14 protein-coding genes and 1 pseudogene are annotated in these 19,752 nt (G+C 73.5%); 7 read left to right on the top strand and 8 right to left on the bottom strand.

The window, feature by feature from the left end; all coding sequences use genetic code 11:
• The first annotated feature begins 23 nt into the window (after positions 1 to 23).
• Complete coding sequence (locus tag KM427_RS22500) at positions 24 to 2,150, top strand: glycosyltransferase (RefSeq protein WP_215525363.1); 2,127 nt, start codon at positions 24 to 26, stop codon at positions 2,148 to 2,150.
• Here KM427_RS22500 and KM427_RS22495 read toward each other — a convergent pair.
• Both KM427_RS22495 and KM427_RS22490 read right to left on the bottom strand, forming a co-directional pair.
• Positions 2,139 to 3,056 (bottom strand): glycosyltransferase family 2 protein, encoded by a 918-nt coding sequence (locus KM427_RS22495; RefSeq protein WP_215525362.1) that lies wholly within the window; start codon positions 3,054 to 3,056, stop codon positions 2,139 to 2,141. The genes KM427_RS22500 and KM427_RS22495 overlap by 12 nt on opposite strands.
• Entirely contained in the window at positions 3,035 to 4,015 is a 981-nt protein-coding gene (locus KM427_RS22490; RefSeq protein WP_215525361.1) for a sulfotransferase family protein, read from the bottom strand. Before KM427_RS22490 ends, KM427_RS22495 begins: the two co-directional genes overlap by 22 nt.
• 274 nt (positions 4,016 to 4,289) lie before the next feature.
• Between KM427_RS22490 and KM427_RS22485 the strand changes: the two genes are divergently transcribed.
• Together KM427_RS22485 and KM427_RS22480 are read left to right on the top strand one after the other, a co-directional pair.
• A complete protein-coding gene (locus KM427_RS22485; protein ID WP_215525360.1) occupies positions 4,290 to 5,750 on the top strand; it encodes an APC family permease in 1,461 nt (486 codons plus the stop codon).
• Between the two features lie 29 nt (positions 5,751 to 5,779).
• The gene (locus KM427_RS22480) at positions 5,780 to 6,436 is read left to right on the top strand and encodes a DUF1989 domain-containing protein (RefSeq protein ID WP_215525359.1); all 657 of its coding nucleotides are present in this window, start codon (positions 5,780 to 5,782) and stop codon (positions 6,434 to 6,436) included.
• Here KM427_RS22480 and KM427_RS22475 read toward each other — a convergent pair.
• From KM427_RS22475 to KM427_RS22460, 4 genes are all read right to left on the bottom strand, one after another.
• Positions 6,405 to 7,340: a LysR family transcriptional regulator gene (locus KM427_RS22475; protein WP_215525358.1), complete on the bottom strand. Its 936-nt coding sequence runs from the start codon at positions 7,338 to 7,340 to the stop codon at positions 6,405 to 6,407. The two genes, KM427_RS22480 and KM427_RS22475, sit on opposite strands and share 32 nt — an antisense overlap.
• Before the next feature lie 86 nt (positions 7,341 to 7,426).
• Positions 7,427 to 8,314, bottom strand: coding sequence for a hypothetical protein (locus KM427_RS22470; protein WP_215525357.1), 888 nt, complete (start codon positions 8,312 to 8,314; stop codon positions 7,427 to 7,429).
• Entirely contained in the window at positions 8,314 to 8,862 is a 549-nt protein-coding gene (locus KM427_RS22465; protein ID WP_215525356.1) for a hypothetical protein, read from the bottom strand. Before KM427_RS22465 ends, KM427_RS22470 begins: the two co-directional genes overlap by 1 nt.
• Positions 8,863 to 9,026: 164 nt before the next feature.
• On the bottom strand, positions 9,027 to 11,711 hold the full coding sequence (locus tag KM427_RS22460; protein ID WP_215525355.1) for an AAA family ATPase: 2,685 nt from the start codon (positions 11,709 to 11,711) through the stop codon (positions 9,027 to 9,029).
• A 125-nt stretch (positions 11,712 to 11,836) separates the two neighbouring features.
• Between KM427_RS22460 and KM427_RS22455 the strand changes: the two are divergent.
• Positions 11,837 to 13,059: pseudogene (locus KM427_RS22455) on the top strand (IS30 family transposase).
• A 57-nt stretch (positions 13,060 to 13,116) separates the two neighbouring features.
• Here the strand turns inward: KM427_RS22455 and KM427_RS25775 are convergent.
• Positions 13,117 to 15,180 (bottom strand): InlB B-repeat-containing protein, encoded by a 2,064-nt coding sequence (locus tag KM427_RS25775; protein WP_215525354.1) that lies wholly within the window; start codon positions 15,178 to 15,180, stop codon positions 13,117 to 13,119.
• A 170-nt stretch (positions 15,181 to 15,350) separates the two neighbouring features.
• Entirely contained in the window at positions 15,351 to 17,252 is a 1,902-nt protein-coding gene (typA, locus tag KM427_RS22445) for a translational GTPase TypA (protein ID WP_215525353.1), read from the bottom strand.
• Positions 17,253 to 17,373: 121 nt separating this feature from the next.
• Between typA and KM427_RS22440 the strand changes: the two genes are divergently transcribed.
• From KM427_RS22440 to KM427_RS22430, 3 genes are all read left to right on the top strand, one after another.
• The gene (locus KM427_RS22440) at positions 17,374 to 17,859 is read left to right on the top strand and encodes a GtrA family protein (RefSeq protein ID WP_183591997.1); all 486 of its coding nucleotides are present in this window, start codon (positions 17,374 to 17,376) and stop codon (positions 17,857 to 17,859) included.
• Positions 17,856 to 18,323: a lecithin retinol acyltransferase family protein gene (locus KM427_RS22435; RefSeq protein ID WP_183591996.1), complete on the top strand. Its 468-nt coding sequence runs from the start codon at positions 17,856 to 17,858 to the stop codon at positions 18,321 to 18,323. The genes KM427_RS22440 and KM427_RS22435 overlap by 4 nt, the downstream gene beginning before the upstream one ends.
• 83 nt (positions 18,324 to 18,406) lie before the next feature.
• Positions 18,407 to 19,723: a protealysin inhibitor emfourin gene (locus KM427_RS22430; protein ID WP_215525352.1), complete on the top strand. Its 1,317-nt coding sequence runs from the start codon at positions 18,407 to 18,409 to the stop codon at positions 19,721 to 19,723.
• The last annotated feature ends 29 nt before the right edge of the window (positions 19,724 to 19,752 follow it).

Here is a 19,752-nt window from a genome sequence, read left to right as displayed (position 1 = left end):
CGCCGCAGCGTAGGGTCTGCGCCGTGACGGGGACGGAGGCGGAGCCGGTCCAGCGGCGCGCGGCGCGGTTGGTGCGCTCGGGGCTGCTCGACGTCGAGTTCTACGGCGCCCTCGTCGGCCGGTCCTTCGACACCGACGACGACGCGGCGGTCCACGCCGTCGCCGAGGGGATGCCCCGGCGCCTGAGCTTCAACCCGTTCGTGGACTTCGCGCGGCTGCCGCAGTCGGTACGCCGGGCGTTCCGCGCCGGCAAGGTCGGCGTGGTCCTCAAGCACCTCGAGGCCGAGGGGCTGCCGGCGTACGACGAGCGCACCCGCGCCACGCTGCTCGAGGTCGCCCGGAGCCTGGGCGCCCGCGGCCGCACCCCGCTGCCCGACCCCTTGGTCGACTGGGATGCCGAGCGATCCCGGCTGGCCGAGCGCGTCCCGGGCCGCACGTCGGTGGTGATCCCGACGTACGACGACTGGTTCATGACCGTGCGCGCCGCGACCGCCGTGCTCACCGAGAGCGGCGCCGCGGACGTCGAGGTCGTCGTCGTCGACAACGGGTCGCAGCCGCACGTCGCGCTCGCACTGGCCGGCGCGCTCGTAGGCGACGACGCGGTCCAGGTGGTCCACCTGCCGCAGAACACGAACTTCGCCGGCGGCTCCAACGTCGGCTTCGCCCGCTCGACCGGCGACCGCGTGGTGTTCCTCAACAACGACACCCGCGTGCGGCACGGCTGGCTGCCGCCGCTGCTGGCGCCGCTCGACGACCCGCAGGTCGCCGGAGCCCAGTCGCTGCTGGTCTTCCCCGACGACACCATCCAGGCCGCGGGCACGGTCTTCCCTGCCGAGGGCCTGCTGCCGAGCCACCTGCTCGTCGGTCATCCCCGGCAGGACGCCGACGCCGTCGAGGGGCGCCGGTTCTCCGTCGCGACGGCGGCGGCGCTGGCGATGCGGGCCGAGGACGTCGTGGCGCTGCGCGGCTTCGATCCCGCCTACCGCAACGGCTTCGAGGACGTCGACCTCTGCCTGCGCGCCCTAGAGCTGCGCCCGGGTGGCTTCCGGGTCGCGACCGGCTCGGTCGTGACCCACTACGAGAGCCAGTCGCCGGGCCGGTTCGCCAAGGCCATGGACAACCGCCGGCTGTTCGTCGAGCGCTGGCGAGGCCGGCTGCCCGCGCCCGAGCCCGAGGTGTACGCCGAGCTCGGCTGGCGGCTCGCGTTCCCGGTGGCCGACGACGGTCAGCCGGTGCCGGTGGCCCGGCCGGTGGTCACCGGACGGCTGCGGCGCGATCCGGACCGGCTGCGCTGGGGGCTGCGCATCCCGTCGACCGGCGGCCACTGGGGTGACGCGTGGGGCGACACGCACTTCGCGGAGGAGCTGGCCCGCGCGCTGCGCCGCCTCGGCCAGGACGCCGTGGTGCACCGGCGCGACGCGCACGACGCGCCCAGCACGGCGTACGACGACGTGAGCCTGGTGCTGCGCGGCACCTACCCCGGTCGCCCCGCTCCGGAGCAGACCTCCGTGCTGTGGGTGATCAGCCACCCCGACGAGATCGCCGACGACGAGCTGACCGGCTTCGACCTGGTCTGCGCCGCCTCGACGACCTGGGCGCGGGAGCGGTCGCGCGCGCTGGGCCGGCCGGTGCGGCCGCTGCTCCAGGCGACCGGGCTGCCGTCGGTCGACGGTGGCGGCGACCGGTCGCCGACGGCGGTCTTCGTCGGCAACGCCGAGGACCGCACCCGACCGATGGTGCACTGGGCGGTGGAGGCCGGCGTGCCGGTCGCGGTCTACGGCCGCGGCTGGGACGACCTGCCTGCCGACGCGTGGCGGGCCGAGCAGCTGCCCAACGACCGGCTGGGGGAGCTCTACCGCGCACACGCCGTCGTGATCGCCGACCACTGGCCCGACATGGCCCGGCACGGCTTCGTCGCCAACCGGGTCTTCGACGCCGTCGCCAGCGGCGCCCACGTGCTGTGCGACGACGTGTCCGGCGTGGGCGAGATGTTCCCCGGGCGCGTGCGCGTGTGCCGGGGTCCCGCCGACCTGCGTGCGGCGTACGACGCCGCGCTCGCCGCGCCGGCGCTGCCGGTCGCCGAGGCGGGCCTCTCCTTCGACGACCGGGCGCGCGAGCTGCGGCAGGCGGTGCGGGAGCTACGAGGCTGAGGCGTCCAGTGGCCGCCGTGCCTGCGGCAGCCAGGTCTGCACGACGTGCTCGATGACGTGCACGCCCTCGGGTGCCTCGATGCGGTGCAGCCCGGGGATCTGGCGCCAGTCACCGGAGCGCACGGCGTCGAACGTCATGTACTCCCGGCGCTTGCGCTGGGTGCGTGCGCTGGTGAGGAAGGCGTCGGGGTCGGTCCAGTGGCCGAACTCGTCGTCGTCGAGGTGCTTGAGCTCCACGCACGAGCCCTCGGGCAGGTTGTGGTGCGGCGTGCCCTCCGGGTACAGCAGGAACTCCCACTCGAACGCCTTGGCGTAGGAGAAGCCCGGCAGCACGGGGTGCCCGAAGTGCTCGCGGTTGCGCATCGCCAGGTCGAGGTAGGCGACCCGGTCGCTCTCGACGTACAGCGGGTGGCGGGGGAGCCGCAGGTTGATCCGGCGGTGCTGCACCTGCCAGCCGAACGCCGACAGCGCCCGCTCGCCGTCGCGGGTGAGCGCCATGTCGCCGTCCCACTTCACGACGTACGACGTGGTGGCCAGCGACTCGGCCCAGTTGTTGTAGTGGACCAGGCTGTGCGCCGACTCCGGCGGCGTGTCGAGGTGCTCGGGGCCGCAACGGCTGAGCCGGTAGGGGTACTCGACGACCCGCAGCCGGTCGGACAGCCCGTGGCGGGAGGCGATCTCGACGGCGATGGCCGGCGTCTCGTCGGTCGAGCGGTTGTCGACCAGCAGCACCTCGTCGGTGGCGCGCAGCAGCTGGGGCAGCGACCACGGCAGTGAGTGCGCCTCGTTGCGGACGCGGAGCACCGCCGTGACGCCCGGGGTCGGCACGCCGGTGCGCCGGGCCGGCTGGCGGCCCGGGAGCTCGGCCTGGAAGGGGACGGCGCTCAGGCCGGACGTCGACGCCACGGCAGGCCCCCCTTCCGGGTGGGGAGCAGGTGGGGGCGGCCGCCCGGCTCGCGATCGCGGGTGAGCTCGCGGCGCTCCTTCTCGAAGCGGTCCTTGGCCCGGCGCAGGCGGCGCTCGGCTGCGCGCACCGACGAGTCGGCGATCTCGGCGGCCTGCTCGTAGAGGTCGATGAAGGCGAGCCGGAGGTCGTCGAGCTCGCGGTGGAGCAGCTCGTCGTCCTTGCCCTCGACCAGTCGATCGAGGGCGGCGCTGGTGGCGTGGATCAGCTCCTGCACCGGCTCGGGCAGCAGCAGCTCGCCGCTGGGCCCGGGGCGGGGCGTCTTGTCGACGAAGTCGTGCACGGCGCGCAGGTTGCGAGCGTTGGCCTCGACGACCGACCGCAGCCCCCATTGCTCGCCGAGGGCGTAGACCGGGACCGTCCAGTCCTCGAGGAGGTCGGCCTGCCGGACGGCCACCCGGCGGCCGCTCCGGGTCGCCCGCTCGGTGTGCAGCACGAGGTTGAGCCACGAGATCGCCTGGCCCAGGGGGCTTCGGTCGTCGCGCCCGTGGGAGATCACCTGCCAGGGCGGGGCGACCATCAGCAGGTACGCGATGTCGACGTCGAGCCGAGCGCCGGCTCCGGACCACAGGTCGAGGAACCAGGGCAGGCCGGCGTCCTCGATCACCAGTTCGTCGACGTCGCCGGTCAGCAGGCCGTCGAGCCATCGCTCCACGCGCTCACGGTGCTGGTCCTGGGTGCTCATCCGCCCGGCGTCGAACCACGCCTCCGGGCGCGCGTCGTCGGTGGCGACGTTGGCCCGGGCGAGCAGCCGCTCGTGGAGGTCGGAGACCCAGCGTGCGGAGTCGGGCTCGAGCGTCGGCGCGTGCATGCCGAGGATCCGGAGGACGCCGGCCGCCGCGGCCGGGCCGGTCGGCTCCGCGCCGAGCACGAGGACGGCGTTGCGCCGCGCCTGCGCCATGGTCTCCCCCGAGAGCTGTCGAGCTAGGCGGACCACCGGCTGGCCCCCGTCGAGCGGTGGCGGTCGGTGCGCCCGGTGTCCGGTGCTGTTGTGGACATGTGCCTGCATGATACAGAGGACGTACGGAGGGTGCCCATCGGTTGCATCCTTCTCCCGACTCTGGGGTACGCCGCGGTCGTGGCGCCCGCCGGCGGCCACGTCGAGTAGCGCCGCTGATCGGTCGATCAGTGACTCGCGATGGCCACGGCCGTGGATCGCCGCCAGGGTGTCCTGCATGAATGACACCCCCGAGGCGCGGGGCTCGCTGAGACCGAACTCGCTGAGCCTGGCAGCCATCGTGTTTCTCATCATCGCCACCGTCGCCCCGATGTCGGGCACGATGGGCGCCCTGCCGCTGGCCTTCGGCCTCGGCACGGGCGCCGGCACGGCCGCGGCGTTCGCGATCATCGCCGTCGTGCTCGTGCTGTTCACGGTGGGCTACATGGCGATGAGCCGTCACATGTCCAGCGCGGGTGGCTTCTACGTCTACATCGGCAAGGGCCTCGGCGAGCGGGCGGGGCGGGGCGCCGGATACCTGGCGCTGTTCGCCTACAACGTCTTCCAGGTCGCGATCTGGGGCACCTTCGGGTTCTTCTGCAACATCTTCACCGCGGACAACTTCGGGTTCGAGCTGCCGTGGGTGGTCTGGGTGCTCGGCGGGATCCTGGCGATGGGCGTCCTGGGCTACCTGAGCATCGACGTGAGCGCCAAGATCCTGGGCGTCGCCGTGGTTCTCGAGGTCGCGATCATCCTGCTGATGAACGTGTCGATCGTGGTCCAGGGCGGCAGCGCGGGCCTGAACGTCGCCCCGTTCACGGCCGGGGAGTTCCTCGCCCAGAACCCGGCGATCGGACTGATGTTCGCCCTGAACCTGTTCATCGGCTTCGAGGCGACCGCCATCTACTCCGAGGAGGCGCGCGAGCCGCGCAAGACCATCCCGCGCGCGGCGATCCTCGCCGTCGCCATCATCGCGACGTTCTACATGTTCACGTCCTGGTCGCTGGCGATGGCCTGGGGGGTGGACGACGTGGCGACGGTGGCCCTGGAGGATCCCGGCAGCTTCGTCTTCGGTGCGGCCGACCAGTACCTCGGCGGCTGGAGCGTCAACACCATGCTGGTCCTGTTCCTGATCAGCACCTTCGCGACCAACCTGGGCTTCCACAACGCGATCGCCCGCTACCAGTTCTCCCTGGCCCGTGACGGCTGGGCGCCGCGCAGCCTGATGCGGATCCACCCCCAGCACGGGTCCCCGCACGTGTCGAGCCTCGTGCAGACGGTCGTCGCCGCCGTGGTCGTCCTCGCCTTCAGCCTGGCCGGTGCCGACCCCTACGAGCAGATGTTCACCTGGCTGATCGCCCTGGGCGCGGTGGGCCTGATGGCACTCATGGCGCTGACGTCGCTGTCGGTGATCGTCTACTTCCGTCGTACCGGACTCGAGCGCAACCCGTGGGTCACGCTGGTCTGCCCGGCCCTGGCGTTCCTCGCGCTGGCCGCCGAGGTGGTGCTGATGATCCGCAACTGGGACCTGCAGACGATGGACGCGGGCGGCCTCGTCCCGTGGCTGCCGGCCCTGCTGCTCGTGGCGGCGTTGATCGGTGTCCTGTGGAAGCCGGGGCGGCCGCCCGCCTGGCTCCGGGAGGACGACTCGGCCGGTGCCCCGGCCGAGGTGGTGCACGACACGGGCCGGCCGGCATGAGGTCGGACGGCATGAGGAGGACCGGAGACATGGCAGTGCAGACGTCCGACGCGGAGCGACCGGCGGCCGGGTCGACGACCCGGATCGAGATCGCGCCGAGCTCGGCCGAGGCGGTCGAGCTGGCGCCGGGTGACCTGCTGCGGGTCATCGACGTCGAGGGCAGCCAGGTCGCCGACCTGGTGGCCTACGACGCACACGACCACGCCGTGTCCTTCTCGCAGGGCTTCACCCGCCTCCTGTGGGACCGGGTCGACGTGCGGCTGGGCGACAGCCTGCTGTCGGCCGGCGGCGTCGCCCTGCTGACGGTGGTCGAGGACACCGTGGGCGTGCACGACCTGCTGTTCCCGCCGTGCAACACGATGATGTACGAGCGGGTCTTCGGCGTCAGCGGCAAGACCGGTTGCCGCGAGCACCTGACGACCGCGCTCGCGCCGTACGGCATCGGCTTCGCGCAGGTGACCGATCCGTTCAACGTCTTCATGCACACGCGGATCGGCGCCGACCAGCACATGACGATCCTGCCGCCGACCAGCCGGCCGGGCGACCGGCTCACGCTGCGCGCGGAGCGTGAGCTGGTGGTGGCGGTCTCGGCGTGCGCCGGGGACACGAACGACTGCAACGGCGGCCGGCTCACCGGGATCCGGCTCGAGGTCGTCAGGAGCGTGCCGGCCACGCCGGCGGAATGACCGCTCCGGGCACGACGGCGTGGTGCTGGCGCGCCAGGCTGACCGCCAGCTCGACGAAGCTGGTGACGGCAGGGCTCGGGTCGCCGCGCCGTCGGGCCACGGCCACGGTGGAGTAGCTCGCGTCGGACAGCGGCACGAACGCGACGCCGGGGTGGCGGTAGTAGCGCGTCGACGAGCTCGGCACGGTGTCGACGACACCGAGGTGCGCGACCGCCGCCAGGCCCTCCGAGACCGAGCTCATCTGCGCACGGGTCTGCGGCGGCGCACCCCACAGGTCCCCGCAGGTCCAGAAGTCGCGCCAGCGCCCCGGCGTGCCGGACCGGGCGGTGACGAACGGCTCGTCGGCGAGGTCGCGCACGGAGACGGACGGTGCGGCGGCGAGCTCGTGCTGTGCGGGGACGGCGGCGCAGCGTGGCTCGTCGATGAGAGGCGTGCAGTCGAGGGCGTCGTCGTCGAACAGCGGGTGCAGGAGGGCCACGTCGACGGTGCCGCTGGTCAGCGCCTCGGCCTGCGAGGTCATCGAGAGTTCGTGGAACTCCACGGCCACCGACGGCAGCGCCTCGCGGTAGGCGCCCATGATCAGCGGCGTCAGCTCCGCGGCGGCCGCCCCGAAGAGCCCGATCCGTAGCAGCCCCGTGTAGCCGTCGGCGATCGCCTTCAGGTCGGCCTGGAGGTCGTGGAGACCGGTCAGGACCACGGCGGCGCGCTCGACGAACCGCTCGCCGGCGGCGGTCAGCCGGACCCCGGTCGACCCCCGGTCGAACAGCCGCGTGCCCAGGGAGCGCTCCAGCCGAGCGATCTGCTGGCTGAGCGCGGACTGGGTGATGAACGCGCGCTCCGCCGCCCGCCCGAAGTGCAGCTCCTCGGCCACCAGCAAGGCGTAGCGCAACTGCCGGACCTCCACGCCGGGATCGTAGACCACCGACGGGGACGGGACCTGCCGATCGGGTGAGGGCCCGACCCAGCCTTCGGTACGCCGACCGACGCGCCTCAGCCGGAGGTGGAGCCCACCGAGACGGCGACCACGGAGGTGCGCAACGTCGTGGTGCCGGAGAGCCTGCGGCAGACCACGCCTACCTGCTGCGTCTGCGACTTCACCGGCGAGAGCCCCATCAGCAGCACGCGGAGGGTCGTCACGTCCGTGTCGGGCTCCTCGACGATCAGGCGGTCCACCTCGGTCGTCCCCACGTTGAGGACGCACTCGGCCGAGGAGCCGACCGGCGCGACCAGGTCGACGGTCGCGTGGGCGAGGATGTGCCCCCGCTGCGGCATCGGCATGGCCGCCTCGCCGCAGGCGTTCCAGGCGCTGCCGGGGGTGCAGAGACCACGGCCCGCCACCCCGAGACCGGCGATCTGCGCGGCGGGCACCATGCCGAGGGTCGTGGTGTCGAGGTCCGCGGCCGTCAGGGAGCCGTCGGCGACCTGGTCACCGGTGACGGAGCCGGGGGCGAGGTGGTCGCGGGTGACCGAGCCGGACGCGAGCTGGTTGCGACCCACCGAGTCCGGGGCGATGTGGTCGCGGGCGACCGAGCCGGACGCGAGCTGGTCGCGACCCACCGAGCCTGGCGCGAGCTGATCGCGGGCGACGGCGCCGGGGGCGAGGTGCTGGCGCGCCACCGAGCCGGGCCCGAGGTGTCGTCCGCTCAGCGCGCCGGCGCGGACGTGCCCGGAGCGGACCGCTCCGCTGGCGAGCTTGACCGGACCGACGGCCCGCTTGGCCAGGTCGGCGCGCTTGACCTGTCCGTCCTTGATCGAGGCGGACACGACGCTGTTCTTGGGCATGATCCGGGCGGTGGCGTACGCCGTGGTGCCGGCGACGGCCAGGCTCATCGCGAGCGGCACCACCGTCCGGGAGGCGAGCAGACGCGAGCGATTCATCATTCCTCCGATGTCAGGGATCCGACGGACCAGACGACGTTGTCGGTGTCGCCGCCGGGCCAGAACTCGATGCGCTTCAGCTCGAGCCCCTCGGGCACGAGCAGCACGGTGCACCCGGTGGCGTGACCGCCGGCGGGCACCTCGTCGGGTGCGTCGCGGCACGGTACGAAGCGGGTGGCGCCCTCGATCACCGGCGCGATCACGAGCGTGCCGTCCGTCGCTCGACCGCTGGGGTCGCGAGGGAACGTGATCGGCGTCGACCCGCTGTTCTCGAGGGTGTAGTCGACGAGGTAGGCGTCCGTCGCGCGCGCCGGCTCGTCGAGGACCAGCCCGGCGTCGGCCAGCGTCTCGTGGTCGGTGGCGCGCACCGCGTCGACGCTGATCCGGTAGGTGTCGGCGGGCTCCGTGTCCTCGACCTCCACGTAGTGGGGGACCTCGACAGCCTCGCCGAGCGCATGCTCGGCGGAAGACCCGTCGGAGCCGCAGCCGGTGAGGAGCACGAGCGGGAGGGCGCACCACAGCGGGGCGCGCGGGATGCGTGCCGCCATCAGGCGCGGACGCCGGGGTCGAGGACGGGAACGGCGAGACCGTCGGCGACGGTACGACGGACGTGAGCGCGGGACACATGGCCTCCTGTGCTGGGGCCGGGTGGCTCCCGGCCGGAGACAGCAGGGTGGCCCGACGGCGCCGTCGCCGGATCGGGAGCGACTCCCTAGTTCTGTCCGTCCTCGCCGTCGTCCGGTCGGGCGGCGCGGGCGGCCTCGCGCCGGTTGGCGACGCCGAGCTTGGCGAGGACGGCGGAGACGTGGTGCCCGACGGTCTTCGTCGAGAGGTGCAGCTCGCGGGCGATCTCGGCATCGGTCATCCCCCGGGTGAGCCCGGTCAGCACCTGCGCCTCGCGCGGCGTGAGCCCGTGCCGATCACGGGTGGCGGAGCGGTGGCCGCCCAGGGAGCCGCGTTCCGCGACCGCGCGCGCGGCCCAGCCGGTCGCGCCCAGCCGCTCGAAGTCCTCTGCAGCCCGCACGAGCACCGCCCGGGCCGACGCCCAGCGTCGCCGCCGGCGCAGCTCGCGGGCGAGGGCGAGCCGCGCCCGCGCGGCGTCGTGCAGGGTGCCGGCCCGGTCCAGGTCGTCGGCGGCGTCTCCGGCTACGGCGACCGCCTCGTCGGCCGGCCCACCGCGCCGCAGGCCGAGCAGTGCGGTGCCGTGGGCGGCCACGGCACCCGCCCACGGATGCGGCTGGGCCCGACCGCCGGCGTCGAGCTCGCCCAGCAGCAACTCGGCGGCGTCGAGGTCGTTCGCGGCGATCAGCGCGTGGAGGAGATCCATCGCGACCGGGAACACGCCGGGGTCGACGACGCCGGCGCGCCGACAGCGCTCCCAGACCTCGCCCAGCCGGGCCACGGCGGCGGTGCCGTCGTCCGCGAGCACGGCGGCCATGCCACAGGTGACCTGGGCGTCGAGCACGGTCCAGCGCTTGCCGATGCGCTCGCCGGCCGCGATCGCCGCCCGCGCGGCCGGCAGCGCGGCGCCGGGGTCGCCGCGCAGTGCCGCGAGCCGGGCGCGGAAGGCGTCGGGCTCCGGGGACTCCAACAGGTCGGTCTCCCCGCTGGCCAACCACTGATCGAGCAGGGTGCCCGCCTCGTCGACGTCCCCCGCGCGCAACGCGGTCTCCACGAGCAGCCGTTGGAGATCGTGATGACGCAGGTGCGCGCCGGCCCGCGCCGCCCGCTCGAGCTCGGCGGCCAGCAGCGTGCGGGTGACGTCGAGCTCGCCGCGCCAGGCGTGCCGCACCTGGGTCTCGGCGGATCCACCGGAGACGGGCAGGGCGCGCAGGGCGCGACACCACACCAGCCCGGTGTCCGCAGCGGGATCGAGGGCGTGTGCCTGCTCTGCCAGCTCAAGGGCCTCGGCGATCTCGGCGACCTCGATGACCGCCATCGTCGCCGACTGCAGCGAGAGCGCGTGGGCGCGCAGCGGGGCCGGTAGCTCGGGCTCGGCCAACGCCCGCTCGATGATCTGCTGCATCCCGGCCGCGGAGCCGACGTCGGTTTCCAGGAGGAAGAGCCGGGCCCGCGCCCGCGCCTCGCCGGCCGGCAGCCGCTCCAGCTCGCGTTCGAGCAGGTCCCGGAGCCGGTCGCCGGACCCGAGGTGGGCGAGCGCATCGGCGAGTGCGAGCACCCGGTCCGGTCGCTCGCGCGCGCCGTTCGGGGTGCGGGCGAGCGCGAGCTCGGCCAGCTCCACTGCGGTCTCGCTGGCACCCCGTCGGCTCGCCGCGGTCGCCGCCTCCGCGAGCTCGGCCGCGAGCGTGCGGTCGGCGCCGGTGGTACCGAGTCCGCGGTGGCGGACGGCGAGGTCGGCGTCGCGGAGGCAGTCGGCGAGGCGACGATGGACGCGCCGGCGACGCGTCGGGGCGGCGGTCTCCAGCGCGGCCGCGCCCAGCAGCGGGTGCCAGGGGCGGGCCTGACCGGTCACGGCGTCGACGGCGAGCACCCGGCTCCGGCAGGCCTCGTCCAGGGTGCTCTGGTCGCTGAGCCGCACCACGTCGTCGTCGCCGAGCGCGGGCTCGAGCGCGGCGGCGAGCAGGACGGTCGCTAGTGGTTCAGGCATCGTCAGCGCCCGCTCTCGGAGCAACATGTCGGGGTCGTCGGCGCCGAGGGATCCACCGGGGGGCGGGAGCCCGCGCTGCCGCAGCACGTGTGCGATCTCCAGCGCCAGGAGCGGGCTGCCCCCGGTCTCCGCCGCCAGGCGGGACACCGCCCAGCGCGGCAGCCGCAGCCCCACCCGCCCGGCGACCATCTGGGCGAGGGCGTCGGCGCCCAGGGGGCCGACCTCCAGGCCGACGTGTCGGTGCCGCCGCAGCGTCTCCTCGAGCGTGGTGGGTGCGGAGTCGGTGCGCCGCACCACCAGCCAGCGCAGGTGGGTGGTGCGCTGCCGCAGCACGTGGCAGAGCGCACGCACCGAGGCGAGGTCGGCCCACTGCGCGTCATCGAGGGCGACCAGGACGGGTCGCTCCGCGGCGAGGTCGTCGAGGAGGGTCCGGGTCGCGGTCTCGACCACCGCCGGGTCGGGCGGGCCGGCCGCCGTACGGCGCAGCAGGACGACCTCCAGCGCGGCGGCCAGGGGCGCGTCGAGGCCCGAGGTGTCGAGTCCGCGCAGCAGCTCGCGGAGCACGGCATGGCTGCGGTCCCGCTCGCCCTCCCCGGGCCGCGCGACGAGCACCCGGTAGCCCCGCCGCGGCGCGCCCGCCACCGCGCGCTCAAAGAGCACGGACTTGCCGATGCCGGCCGGTCCGGTGATCACCAGGCCCTCGGGCCCGGAGTCGCCGAGGAAGCCCTCCAGCGCGGCCGACTCGGCGTCGCGACCGACCAGTGGCGGTCCGTCCCCGAGCTCCGACATGTCGTGCACCCTAGTCACGGCCGGCCGGGTGCGGGTCCGCTCTCGTCGTACCTGACCTGGCTGTCGTGGAACGGGCCTTGGCCTCAAGGGGTGGGCGCAACACCTGAGTGATGGAGGGGTGTTGCATGCCGCGTGTGCCGTTTGTGGTGCGAGGGGTGTTCTGGGACGGGATTCGTGCCGGGTTGTTGATCGAGGAGGCCGCCGCGGTGGCTGGCGTGTCGACCACCACCGGGCGGTCCTGGTTCCGTGAGCGTGGGGGCGTGAAGCCACCACCAGCGCCTGCGGGTAGGTCCGGCAGGCTGACGTTCGAAGAGCGCGAGAAGGAAGAGCGCGAGAAGATCGCGGTGCTCCGTGCCGCGAAGATGTCCGGGGCCCAGATCGCCCGAGAGCTTGGCCGGCATCGCGCCACGATCAGCCGCGAGCTGCGCCGCACGCCGCGGGGGCCGAACAACTGGCGCCGCCCGGAGTACCTGGCCTCGGTCGCCCAAGAGCATGCAGACGAGCGCGCCAAGCGGCCCAAGGAGGCGAAGCTGGCCACCAACCTGCGGTTGCGGCGAGAGGTCCAGGCACGGTTGAAGAAGAATCACAGTCCCGAGCAGATCGCTGCCCGGCTGCGTGAGGACTTCCCCGACGATCCGGAGATGTGCCGGAGATGTGGGTGTCGCACGAGACCATCTACCAGTCGCTCTACGTCCAGGGCCGCGGCGGCCTGAAACGAGAGCTGACCAGGCATCTTCGCACCGGTCGGAGCCTGCGCAAGCCGCGGCGGCAGCCCGATGAGCGGCGGGGCCGGATCCCGGGCATGATCAACATCAGTGAGCGCCCGCCCGAGGTCGAGGACCGCGCCGTGCCGGGTGATTGGGAAGGTGATCTGATCCTGGGGTCGACCGAGTCCGGCTCGGCGATCGGAACCCTGGTCGAGCGGGTCACGGGCTTCACGATGCTGCTGCACCTGCCCGGCGACCACACCGCCGAGACGGTCGCGGAGGCGATGGTCGTCAAGATGAGCGGGCTGCCCGATCAGCTGCGCCGCACGCTGACCTGGGACCAGGGCAGCGAGATGGCCAGCCACGTCCAGATCGCCGAGGCCACCGGGCTCGACATCTACTTCTGCGACCCGCATTCGCCCTGGCAGCGGGGCAGCAACGAGAACACCAACGGGCTGCTCCGCCAGTACTTCCCCAAGGGCACCGACCTGTCCAAGTGGGGCCCGGGCTACCTCGACAAAGTCGCCGCCGAGCTCAACAACCGCCCCCGCAAACGACTCGGCTGGCGCACCCCCGCCGAAGCCCTCGACAAACTACTGTCGGACCAGCCAGATCCACCTGCTGTTGCGCCCACCGCCTGAATCCACCGGCCCGGACGGAGCACTCCGGTCAGGTACGACGGGGCGACCGCGCTCCGGTCACCGTCCGGTTCGTGGGGTCGTGAGATGGCGGTCGTGGTGTCCGGGCGCGGTGATGGTGAGCGTGGCGTGGAGGCGCTTGCCGACGGCCGCGGGCCGGACGGTGTAGGTGCGTCGGGTGGCGTTGCGGAGGCGGGTTCCGTCGGCGTACCAGGTGATGGTGACCTTCGCGCGGGCGATGAGCTGGTTGCGGTAGCGGGAGAGCCCGGCGAGGCGGACGGTGTCGCCGACGCCGCGGCTGCCGCGGATGGTGAGGCGGGAGTCGGGTCGGGGGAGGTGACCCTTGAGCACGCGTCGGGGGAGGCGGGTGACGGTGGTGCCGGGCTGGTGGCCGGGTGCGGTGGTGGTGATGACCAGCCGGATCCGGTGGAGCCGGTCGCCGGGCCGGGGGGTGTAGCGGGCGCGGGTGGCGGTGCTGATGTCGACCCAGGATCTGGGCAGGTGCTTCCAGGCCTTGCCGATCTTGCGGCTCGTGCGCTGCCACTGGTAGGTGCTGGTGGCGCCCGGGATGTCAGGCGGTGTGGCGACGACCCGGACGGCCGTACCGATCCGGGGCCGTTCGGCGGGGGTGACGAGGGTGTCGACGTCGGGCAGCCGGGGGAGATCCGTGACCGGACCGACGGGGTCCGGTGTCCAGCGGGCGTGGGCGACGATCGGCACGGGGGTGCCGTCGGTGCTGGTGCCGGGCAGGGTGGTGGTGGCGGTGACCGGGATGCCGGTGCCGTCGGCGGCGGTGTTCCAGCCGACGAAGGTGTGGCCGGCCCGGGTCGGGGCGGTCGGCAGGGTGCGGTCGCCCCGGGTCGGGGTGTCGGCGTAGACGGTGACCGGGTCGGGGGTGGTGCCGGTGCCGCCGTTGAGGTCGAAGGTGATCCGGTAGTGGCGGTCGGACACCTGCGTCTGGACGTTGGCGGTCGGCACGGTCAGGGTGCCGTGGTTGACCAGGATCCCGGTGCCGGTGATCGTGGCCGCGGTGGCGGGACCACCGGTGACCAGGCCGTTCGGGCCGATCTCGAACAGCGGTGACGCGGTGGTGCTGGCCGCGGGGACGGTCTGCGTGCCCGACGGCAGCCGGAGGACACCACCGGACACGGTCAGCTTCAGGTGGAGCGCTGCGCCCTTCCCGGGGCCGACCGGTTCGGCACCCGCGCCGGGGACCGCGGTCACGGTGCCACCGGTCAGGGTCGTGACGCCGCCCGCACCGACGTTCCCGCCGCCGATGCCGGCGCCGTTCGGGCCGCCGGTGGCGGTGACGGTGGAGTTGTCCTTGGCGACGGTGAGGCCGCCGTCGCCCAGGTCTCCGCCGCCGATGCCGGCGCCGTCCGGGCCGCCTGTCGCCGTGATGGTAGAGGTGCCGGTGGCGATGGTGACGCCGGCGTGTCCGTCGTCTCCGCCGCCGATGCCGGCAGCGTTCGGGCCGCCGGTGGCGGTGATGGTGGAGGCGTCGTTGGCGGTGGTGGTGCCGCCCGCGCCTCCGTCGTCCCCGCCACCGATGCCCGCGCTGTTCTCACCGCCGATGGCGGTGATGGTGGACGTGTCGTTGCTCGTGGTGGTGCCCCCGTCAGCCATGTATCCGCCACCGATGCCGGCGCCACCGTCGCCGCCGGTGGCGGTGAGCCGGGCGCGGCCGTGGGTGGTGAGGGTGGCGCCGGTGTTCTGGATGCCCGCGGTGTAGGTGGCGGCGCTGGCGTCGACGATCAGGTGGCCGGGGGTGCCGGCGATGGAGGTGTCGGTGACGTCGAGGGACTCGCCGCTGTCGATGACGATGTTGCGGACGGTGAGGTCGTGGCCGGCCAGGTCGATCCGGGCATCGCAGGCGACGGTCAGGGTCGCGGCCGGGTCGGTCAGGGAGTCGGTGAGCGCGACGACGGTGGGGGTGGTCGCGTTGCCGTTGCAACTGTTGAGCAGCGTCGCGAGGTCGCCCAGGTCGTCGCCCGGGGCCGCCAGCGCCGGGGCGTGCAGTCCGGCGCCGAGGGTCAGGCCCGAGACGACGACCGCCGTGGCCAGGCCCGCGGACACCACCGTGCGCGGCCGGCGAGGAGTTCCTGGGGGTGGCAAGGCGGTCATCGTCGAGAGCTCCCTGGTGAGGCGATCGGTGTCCCCCAGCGCCGCTGTCACAGGGCGCGGGGACGAGCGTTGCTCGACGGCGTCGGCGACGCCGTGGACGAGCCGGATACTAGCGACGAAACGCGTCCGTTACCCAGGGTTGCTCAGAAGCGCCGCCGCAGGCGCGGGACCTACTTGCTCGCCTTACGCGCCCGGCTCGTGATCTTGGCGCGCTCGTTCTGGTCGAGCACCACCTTGCGGATCCGCACGGTCTCCGGGGTGACCTCGACGCACTCGTCCTCGCGGCAGAACTCCAGGCACTGCTCGAGCGACAGCTTGCGCGGCGGGATCAGCTTCTCGAAGTTGTCGGCCGTGGAGGAGCGGATGTTGGTCTGCTGCTTCTCCTTGGTGATGTTGACATCCATGTCGTCGGCGCGGGAGTTCTCGCCGACGATCATGCCCTCGTAGACCTCGGTGGTCGGGTCGACGAACATCACGCCGCGCTCCTGGAGCGACGTCATGGCGTACGCCGTGGCCGCGCCGGCCCGGTCGGCGACCAGCGAGCCCGAGGCGCGCGAGCGGATCTCGCCGGCCCACGGCTCGTAGCCCTCGGAGATGTGGTGGGCGATGCCGGTGCCGCGGGTGGCGGTGAGGAACTCGGTGCGGAAGCCGATCAGGCCCCGGGCCGGCACCAGGAACTCCATGCGCACCCAGCCGGTGCCGTGGTTGGTCATCTGCTCCATCCGGCCCTTGCGGGTGGCGAGCATCTCGGTGATCGTGCCGAGGTACTCCTCGGGCGCGTCGATCGTCAGCCGCTCCACCGGCTCGTGCAGCTTGCCGTCGACCTCGCGGGTCACCACCTGGGGCTTGCCGACGGTGAGCTCGTAGCCCTCGCGGCGCATCTGCTCGACCAGGATCGCCAGCGCCAGCTCGCCGCGGCCCTGCACCTCCCAGGCGTCGGGGCGCTCGGTCGGGAGGATCCGCAGCGACACGTTGCCGACCAGCTCGGAGTCGAGCCGGTCCTTGACCAGGCGCGCGGTGACCTTGGCGCCCTTGACCCGGCCGACCAGCGGGCTGGTGTTGGTGCCGATGGTCATCGAGATCGCCGGCTCGTCGACGTGGATCAGCGGCAGCGCGATCGGGTTCTCGGGGTCGGCCAGGGTCTCGCCGATGGTGATGTCGGGGATGCCAGCGACCGCGACGATGTCGCCCGGCCCGGCCGACTCGCCCGGCTTGCGCTCGAGCCCCTCGGTGACCAGCAGCTCGGTGACGCGGACGTTCTTGGTCTCGTCGTCGCGGCGGATCCAGGCGACGGTCTGGCCCTTGCGCAGCGTGCCCTGCTTGATGCGCAGCAGCGCGAGGCGGCCGAGGAACGGCGACGCGTCGAGGTTGGTCACGTGGGCCTGCAGCGGCGCGCCCTCGTCGTACGTCGGCGCCGGGATCGTCTCGAGGATGGTGCGGAACAGCGGCTCGAGGTCGGTGCCGTCCGGGAGGCTGCCGTTCGCCGGCTGCTCGATGCTCGCGATGCCGGCCTTGCCCGAGGCGTAGACGACCGGGAAGTCCAGCGCGTCCTGGCGGTGGCTGTCGTCGAGCAGGTCCATGAAGAGCTCGTAGGTCTCGTCGACGACCTCCTCGATGCGGGCGTCGCCGCGGTCGACCTTGTTGACCACGAGCACGACCGGCATGCCGGCGTTGAGCGCCTTGCGCAGCACGAAGCGGGTCTGCGGCAGGGGGCCCTCGGAGGCGTCGACGAGCAGCACGATCCCGTCGACCATGGACAGGCCGCGCTCGACCTCGCCGCCGAAGTCGGCGTGGCCGGGGGTGTCGATGATGTTGATGGTCATGCCGTCCGGGGCGTCGAAGTCCGCGGCCGACGGACCGGCGTAGTGGATCGCGGTGTTCTTCGCGAGGATCGTGATGCCCTTCTCGCGCTCGAGGTCACCGGAGTCCATGACCCGCTCGGCCACGCTCTCGGCCTCGTGTTCGGTGAAGGCTCCCGCCTGGCGGAGCATCGCGTCGACGAGCGTGGTCTTGCCGTGGTCGACGTGAGCGACGATCGCGACGTTGCGGAGATCGGTGCGGGGAGTGGCCATGCGCCTGCTGGGTCCGTTCGGGTTGGCTGAGTCGGCCCGACCGGGCCTCGGAGATTCTACGGGCGCCGGCCCCCTCGACCCGCATCGTGCCGCGTGGGACGACGCGGATACCCTCGGCTGGGTGAACACGCCCGTCGCCACGACCACGAAGGTCCGCGCCCTCCTCGGTGAGGTGCTGCGCTTCCTGACCGTCGGTGGCGCCGCCACGCTGGTGTCGCTGGTCGGGTTCAACGTCCTCGTTCACGGACTCTTCATCGGGGCCGCTCCGTTGGCGAACCGGCCGATCATGACGTTCGTGCTGGTCAACGTCGTGGCGGGCGTCGTGGCGTACGTCGGCATGCGCGCCTGGGCGTTCCGGGACCGTCAGGTGCAGGACCCCGCGACCGGGCTGATCCGGTTCTTCGGGCTCGGCGCGCTCACGATGGTCGTGCCGGTGGTCTGCTTGTGGGTGAGTCGGCACCTCCTCGGGCTGACCGGTCCCGTGGCCGACAACGTGGCGGCGAACGTCGTCGGGCTCGGCCTCAGCGTCGTGGCTCGATTCTTCGTGTTCCGGCGCTACGTCTTCGGGCAGGTCGCGGTGCCCGAGCCCTGCAGGCCGGCGGCATGAGCCGGGGCGACCACATCTTCGTCCGCCGGGGCCGCCGCTACACCCACCACGGCATCGACTGCGGCGACGGGACGGTGATCCACTACGTCGGCGGATGGGGGTCGATCCGGCGCATCGAGCGGACCTCCTGGGAGACGTTCGCCTGCGGCTCGGAGGTGTTCTCGCGCGAGTACCGCCAGCGCCTGTCGGTCGAGGAGATCGTGCGCAACGCGGAGTCGCGCCTGGGCGCCAACGGCTACCACCTGGTGCGCAACAACTGCGAGCACTTCGCGACCTGGGCCTCGACCGGCTCCCCGGCGAGCCGCCAGGTGCGCCGGTGGGCGATGGCCGCGCCGGGCGCCGTCGTCTCGTTCGGCGTCGCCGACGCCGCCGGCGTCCACCTGGCGCTGGTCGGCGGCCTGGGGGTGGGCGCCTACGCCCTCACCCGTCAGAAGCGTCGCGCCGACTCCACCGAGGACGTCTGACGCGACGGTGTCCCCGGGCGCACCTACGGTGGAAGCATGTCTCGGATCGCCGCCATCGGCCTCTCGCCCGACCGGGTGCCGTCGTGACCTGCCGCTTCGTGCCGCCGTACCTCCTCGCCCGGGTCGCCCCCGCGAGCCTGGCGATCGATGCGGCCCTGCGCGCGGGCCGGACGGTCCCCGTGCCGGCCCGCTCTCCGGTGCTCGCGGCACCCGCGCCCGCCTGGACGGTGCACTCGGCGGACCGCACCACCGACCTGCCCGGCCGGGTGGTGCGCTCGGCCGGCTCCGCCGCGTCCGGTGACGTCGCGGTCGACGAGGCCGCCGACGGGATCACCGGGGCGCTCGCGCTCTTCGCGGAGGTCTACGGCCGCGCGTCGTACGACGACGCGGGCGCGCCGGTCAGCCTGACGGTGCACTACGGGCAGGACTACGACAACGCCTTCTGGGACGGCGTACAGCTGGTCTTCGGCGACGGCGATGGCCGGGTCTTCGGCCGGTTCACCCGGCCGGTCGACGTGCTCGGACACGAGTTCACCCACGCCGTCACCGAGCACACGGCCGGGCTGGTCTACCGCGACCAGCCCGGTGCGCTGAACGAGTCGGTCTCCGACGTCTTCGCGTCCTGCCTCAAGCAGCGGCTGCTCGGGCAGACCGCCGACGGCGCGGACTGGCTGATCGGCGAGGGCCTCTTCCTCCCGGGCGTCCGGGCGCGGGCGCTGCGCGACATGGCGGCGCCGGGCACGGCGTACGACGACCCGGCGCTGGGCCGGGACCCGCAGGTCGGCTCGATGGACGACTACGTGTCGACCACCGACGACAACGGCGGCGTGCACCTCAACTCCGGCATCCCCAACCGCGCCTTCCAGCTCGCCGCCGTCGCCCTCGGCGGCGCGACCTGGGAGGGCGCCGGGCGGATCTGGTACGACGCGCTGACCGGCGGCGCGGTCGGCCCCGACACCGACTTCGCGGGCTTCGCCGCGGCGACGATCCCGGCGGCGGGCGCCTCGGCCGACGCGGTGGGCGCCGCCTGGGACGCCGTGGGGGTCGCGCCCTCCGGATCGGGCGCCATCGCCGGCGCCCCGGCGCCCGGCACCGTGCCGTCGCGGCGGGTCTCGGTGCGACGTACCGGCGGCTTCGCCGGGCTGCGCACCGTCGGCGAGCTCGACCTCGACGGCGACGATCCCCGCGGCCCGGAGGTCGCCGCGCTGGTCGACCGGGTCGACCTCGCCGCGGTCGCCGGCGGCCCGCCCCGGCCCGACCGGTTCGTCTACGACTTCGACCTCTGCGGTGACTGCGCCACCGTGCCCGAGCAGCACCTCACCGCCGACCTGCGCCGCCTCGCCGACCTGCTCCTCGACGACTCCCGCACCGACCCGCGTGGCGCCCGCTGGCGCGACTGACGGGATAGTCCGTCACGTTCTGGTTGCCC

The organism is Nocardioides sp. LMS-CY (assembly GCF_018732145.1).
In the GTDB taxonomy this organism is placed as follows: domain Bacteria; phylum Actinomycetota; class Actinomycetes; order Propionibacteriales; family Nocardioidaceae; genus Nocardioides; species Nocardioides soli.
The sequence above is the reverse complement of the archived record's forward strand: the minus strand, read 5'-3'. Positions and strand labels throughout refer to the sequence as shown.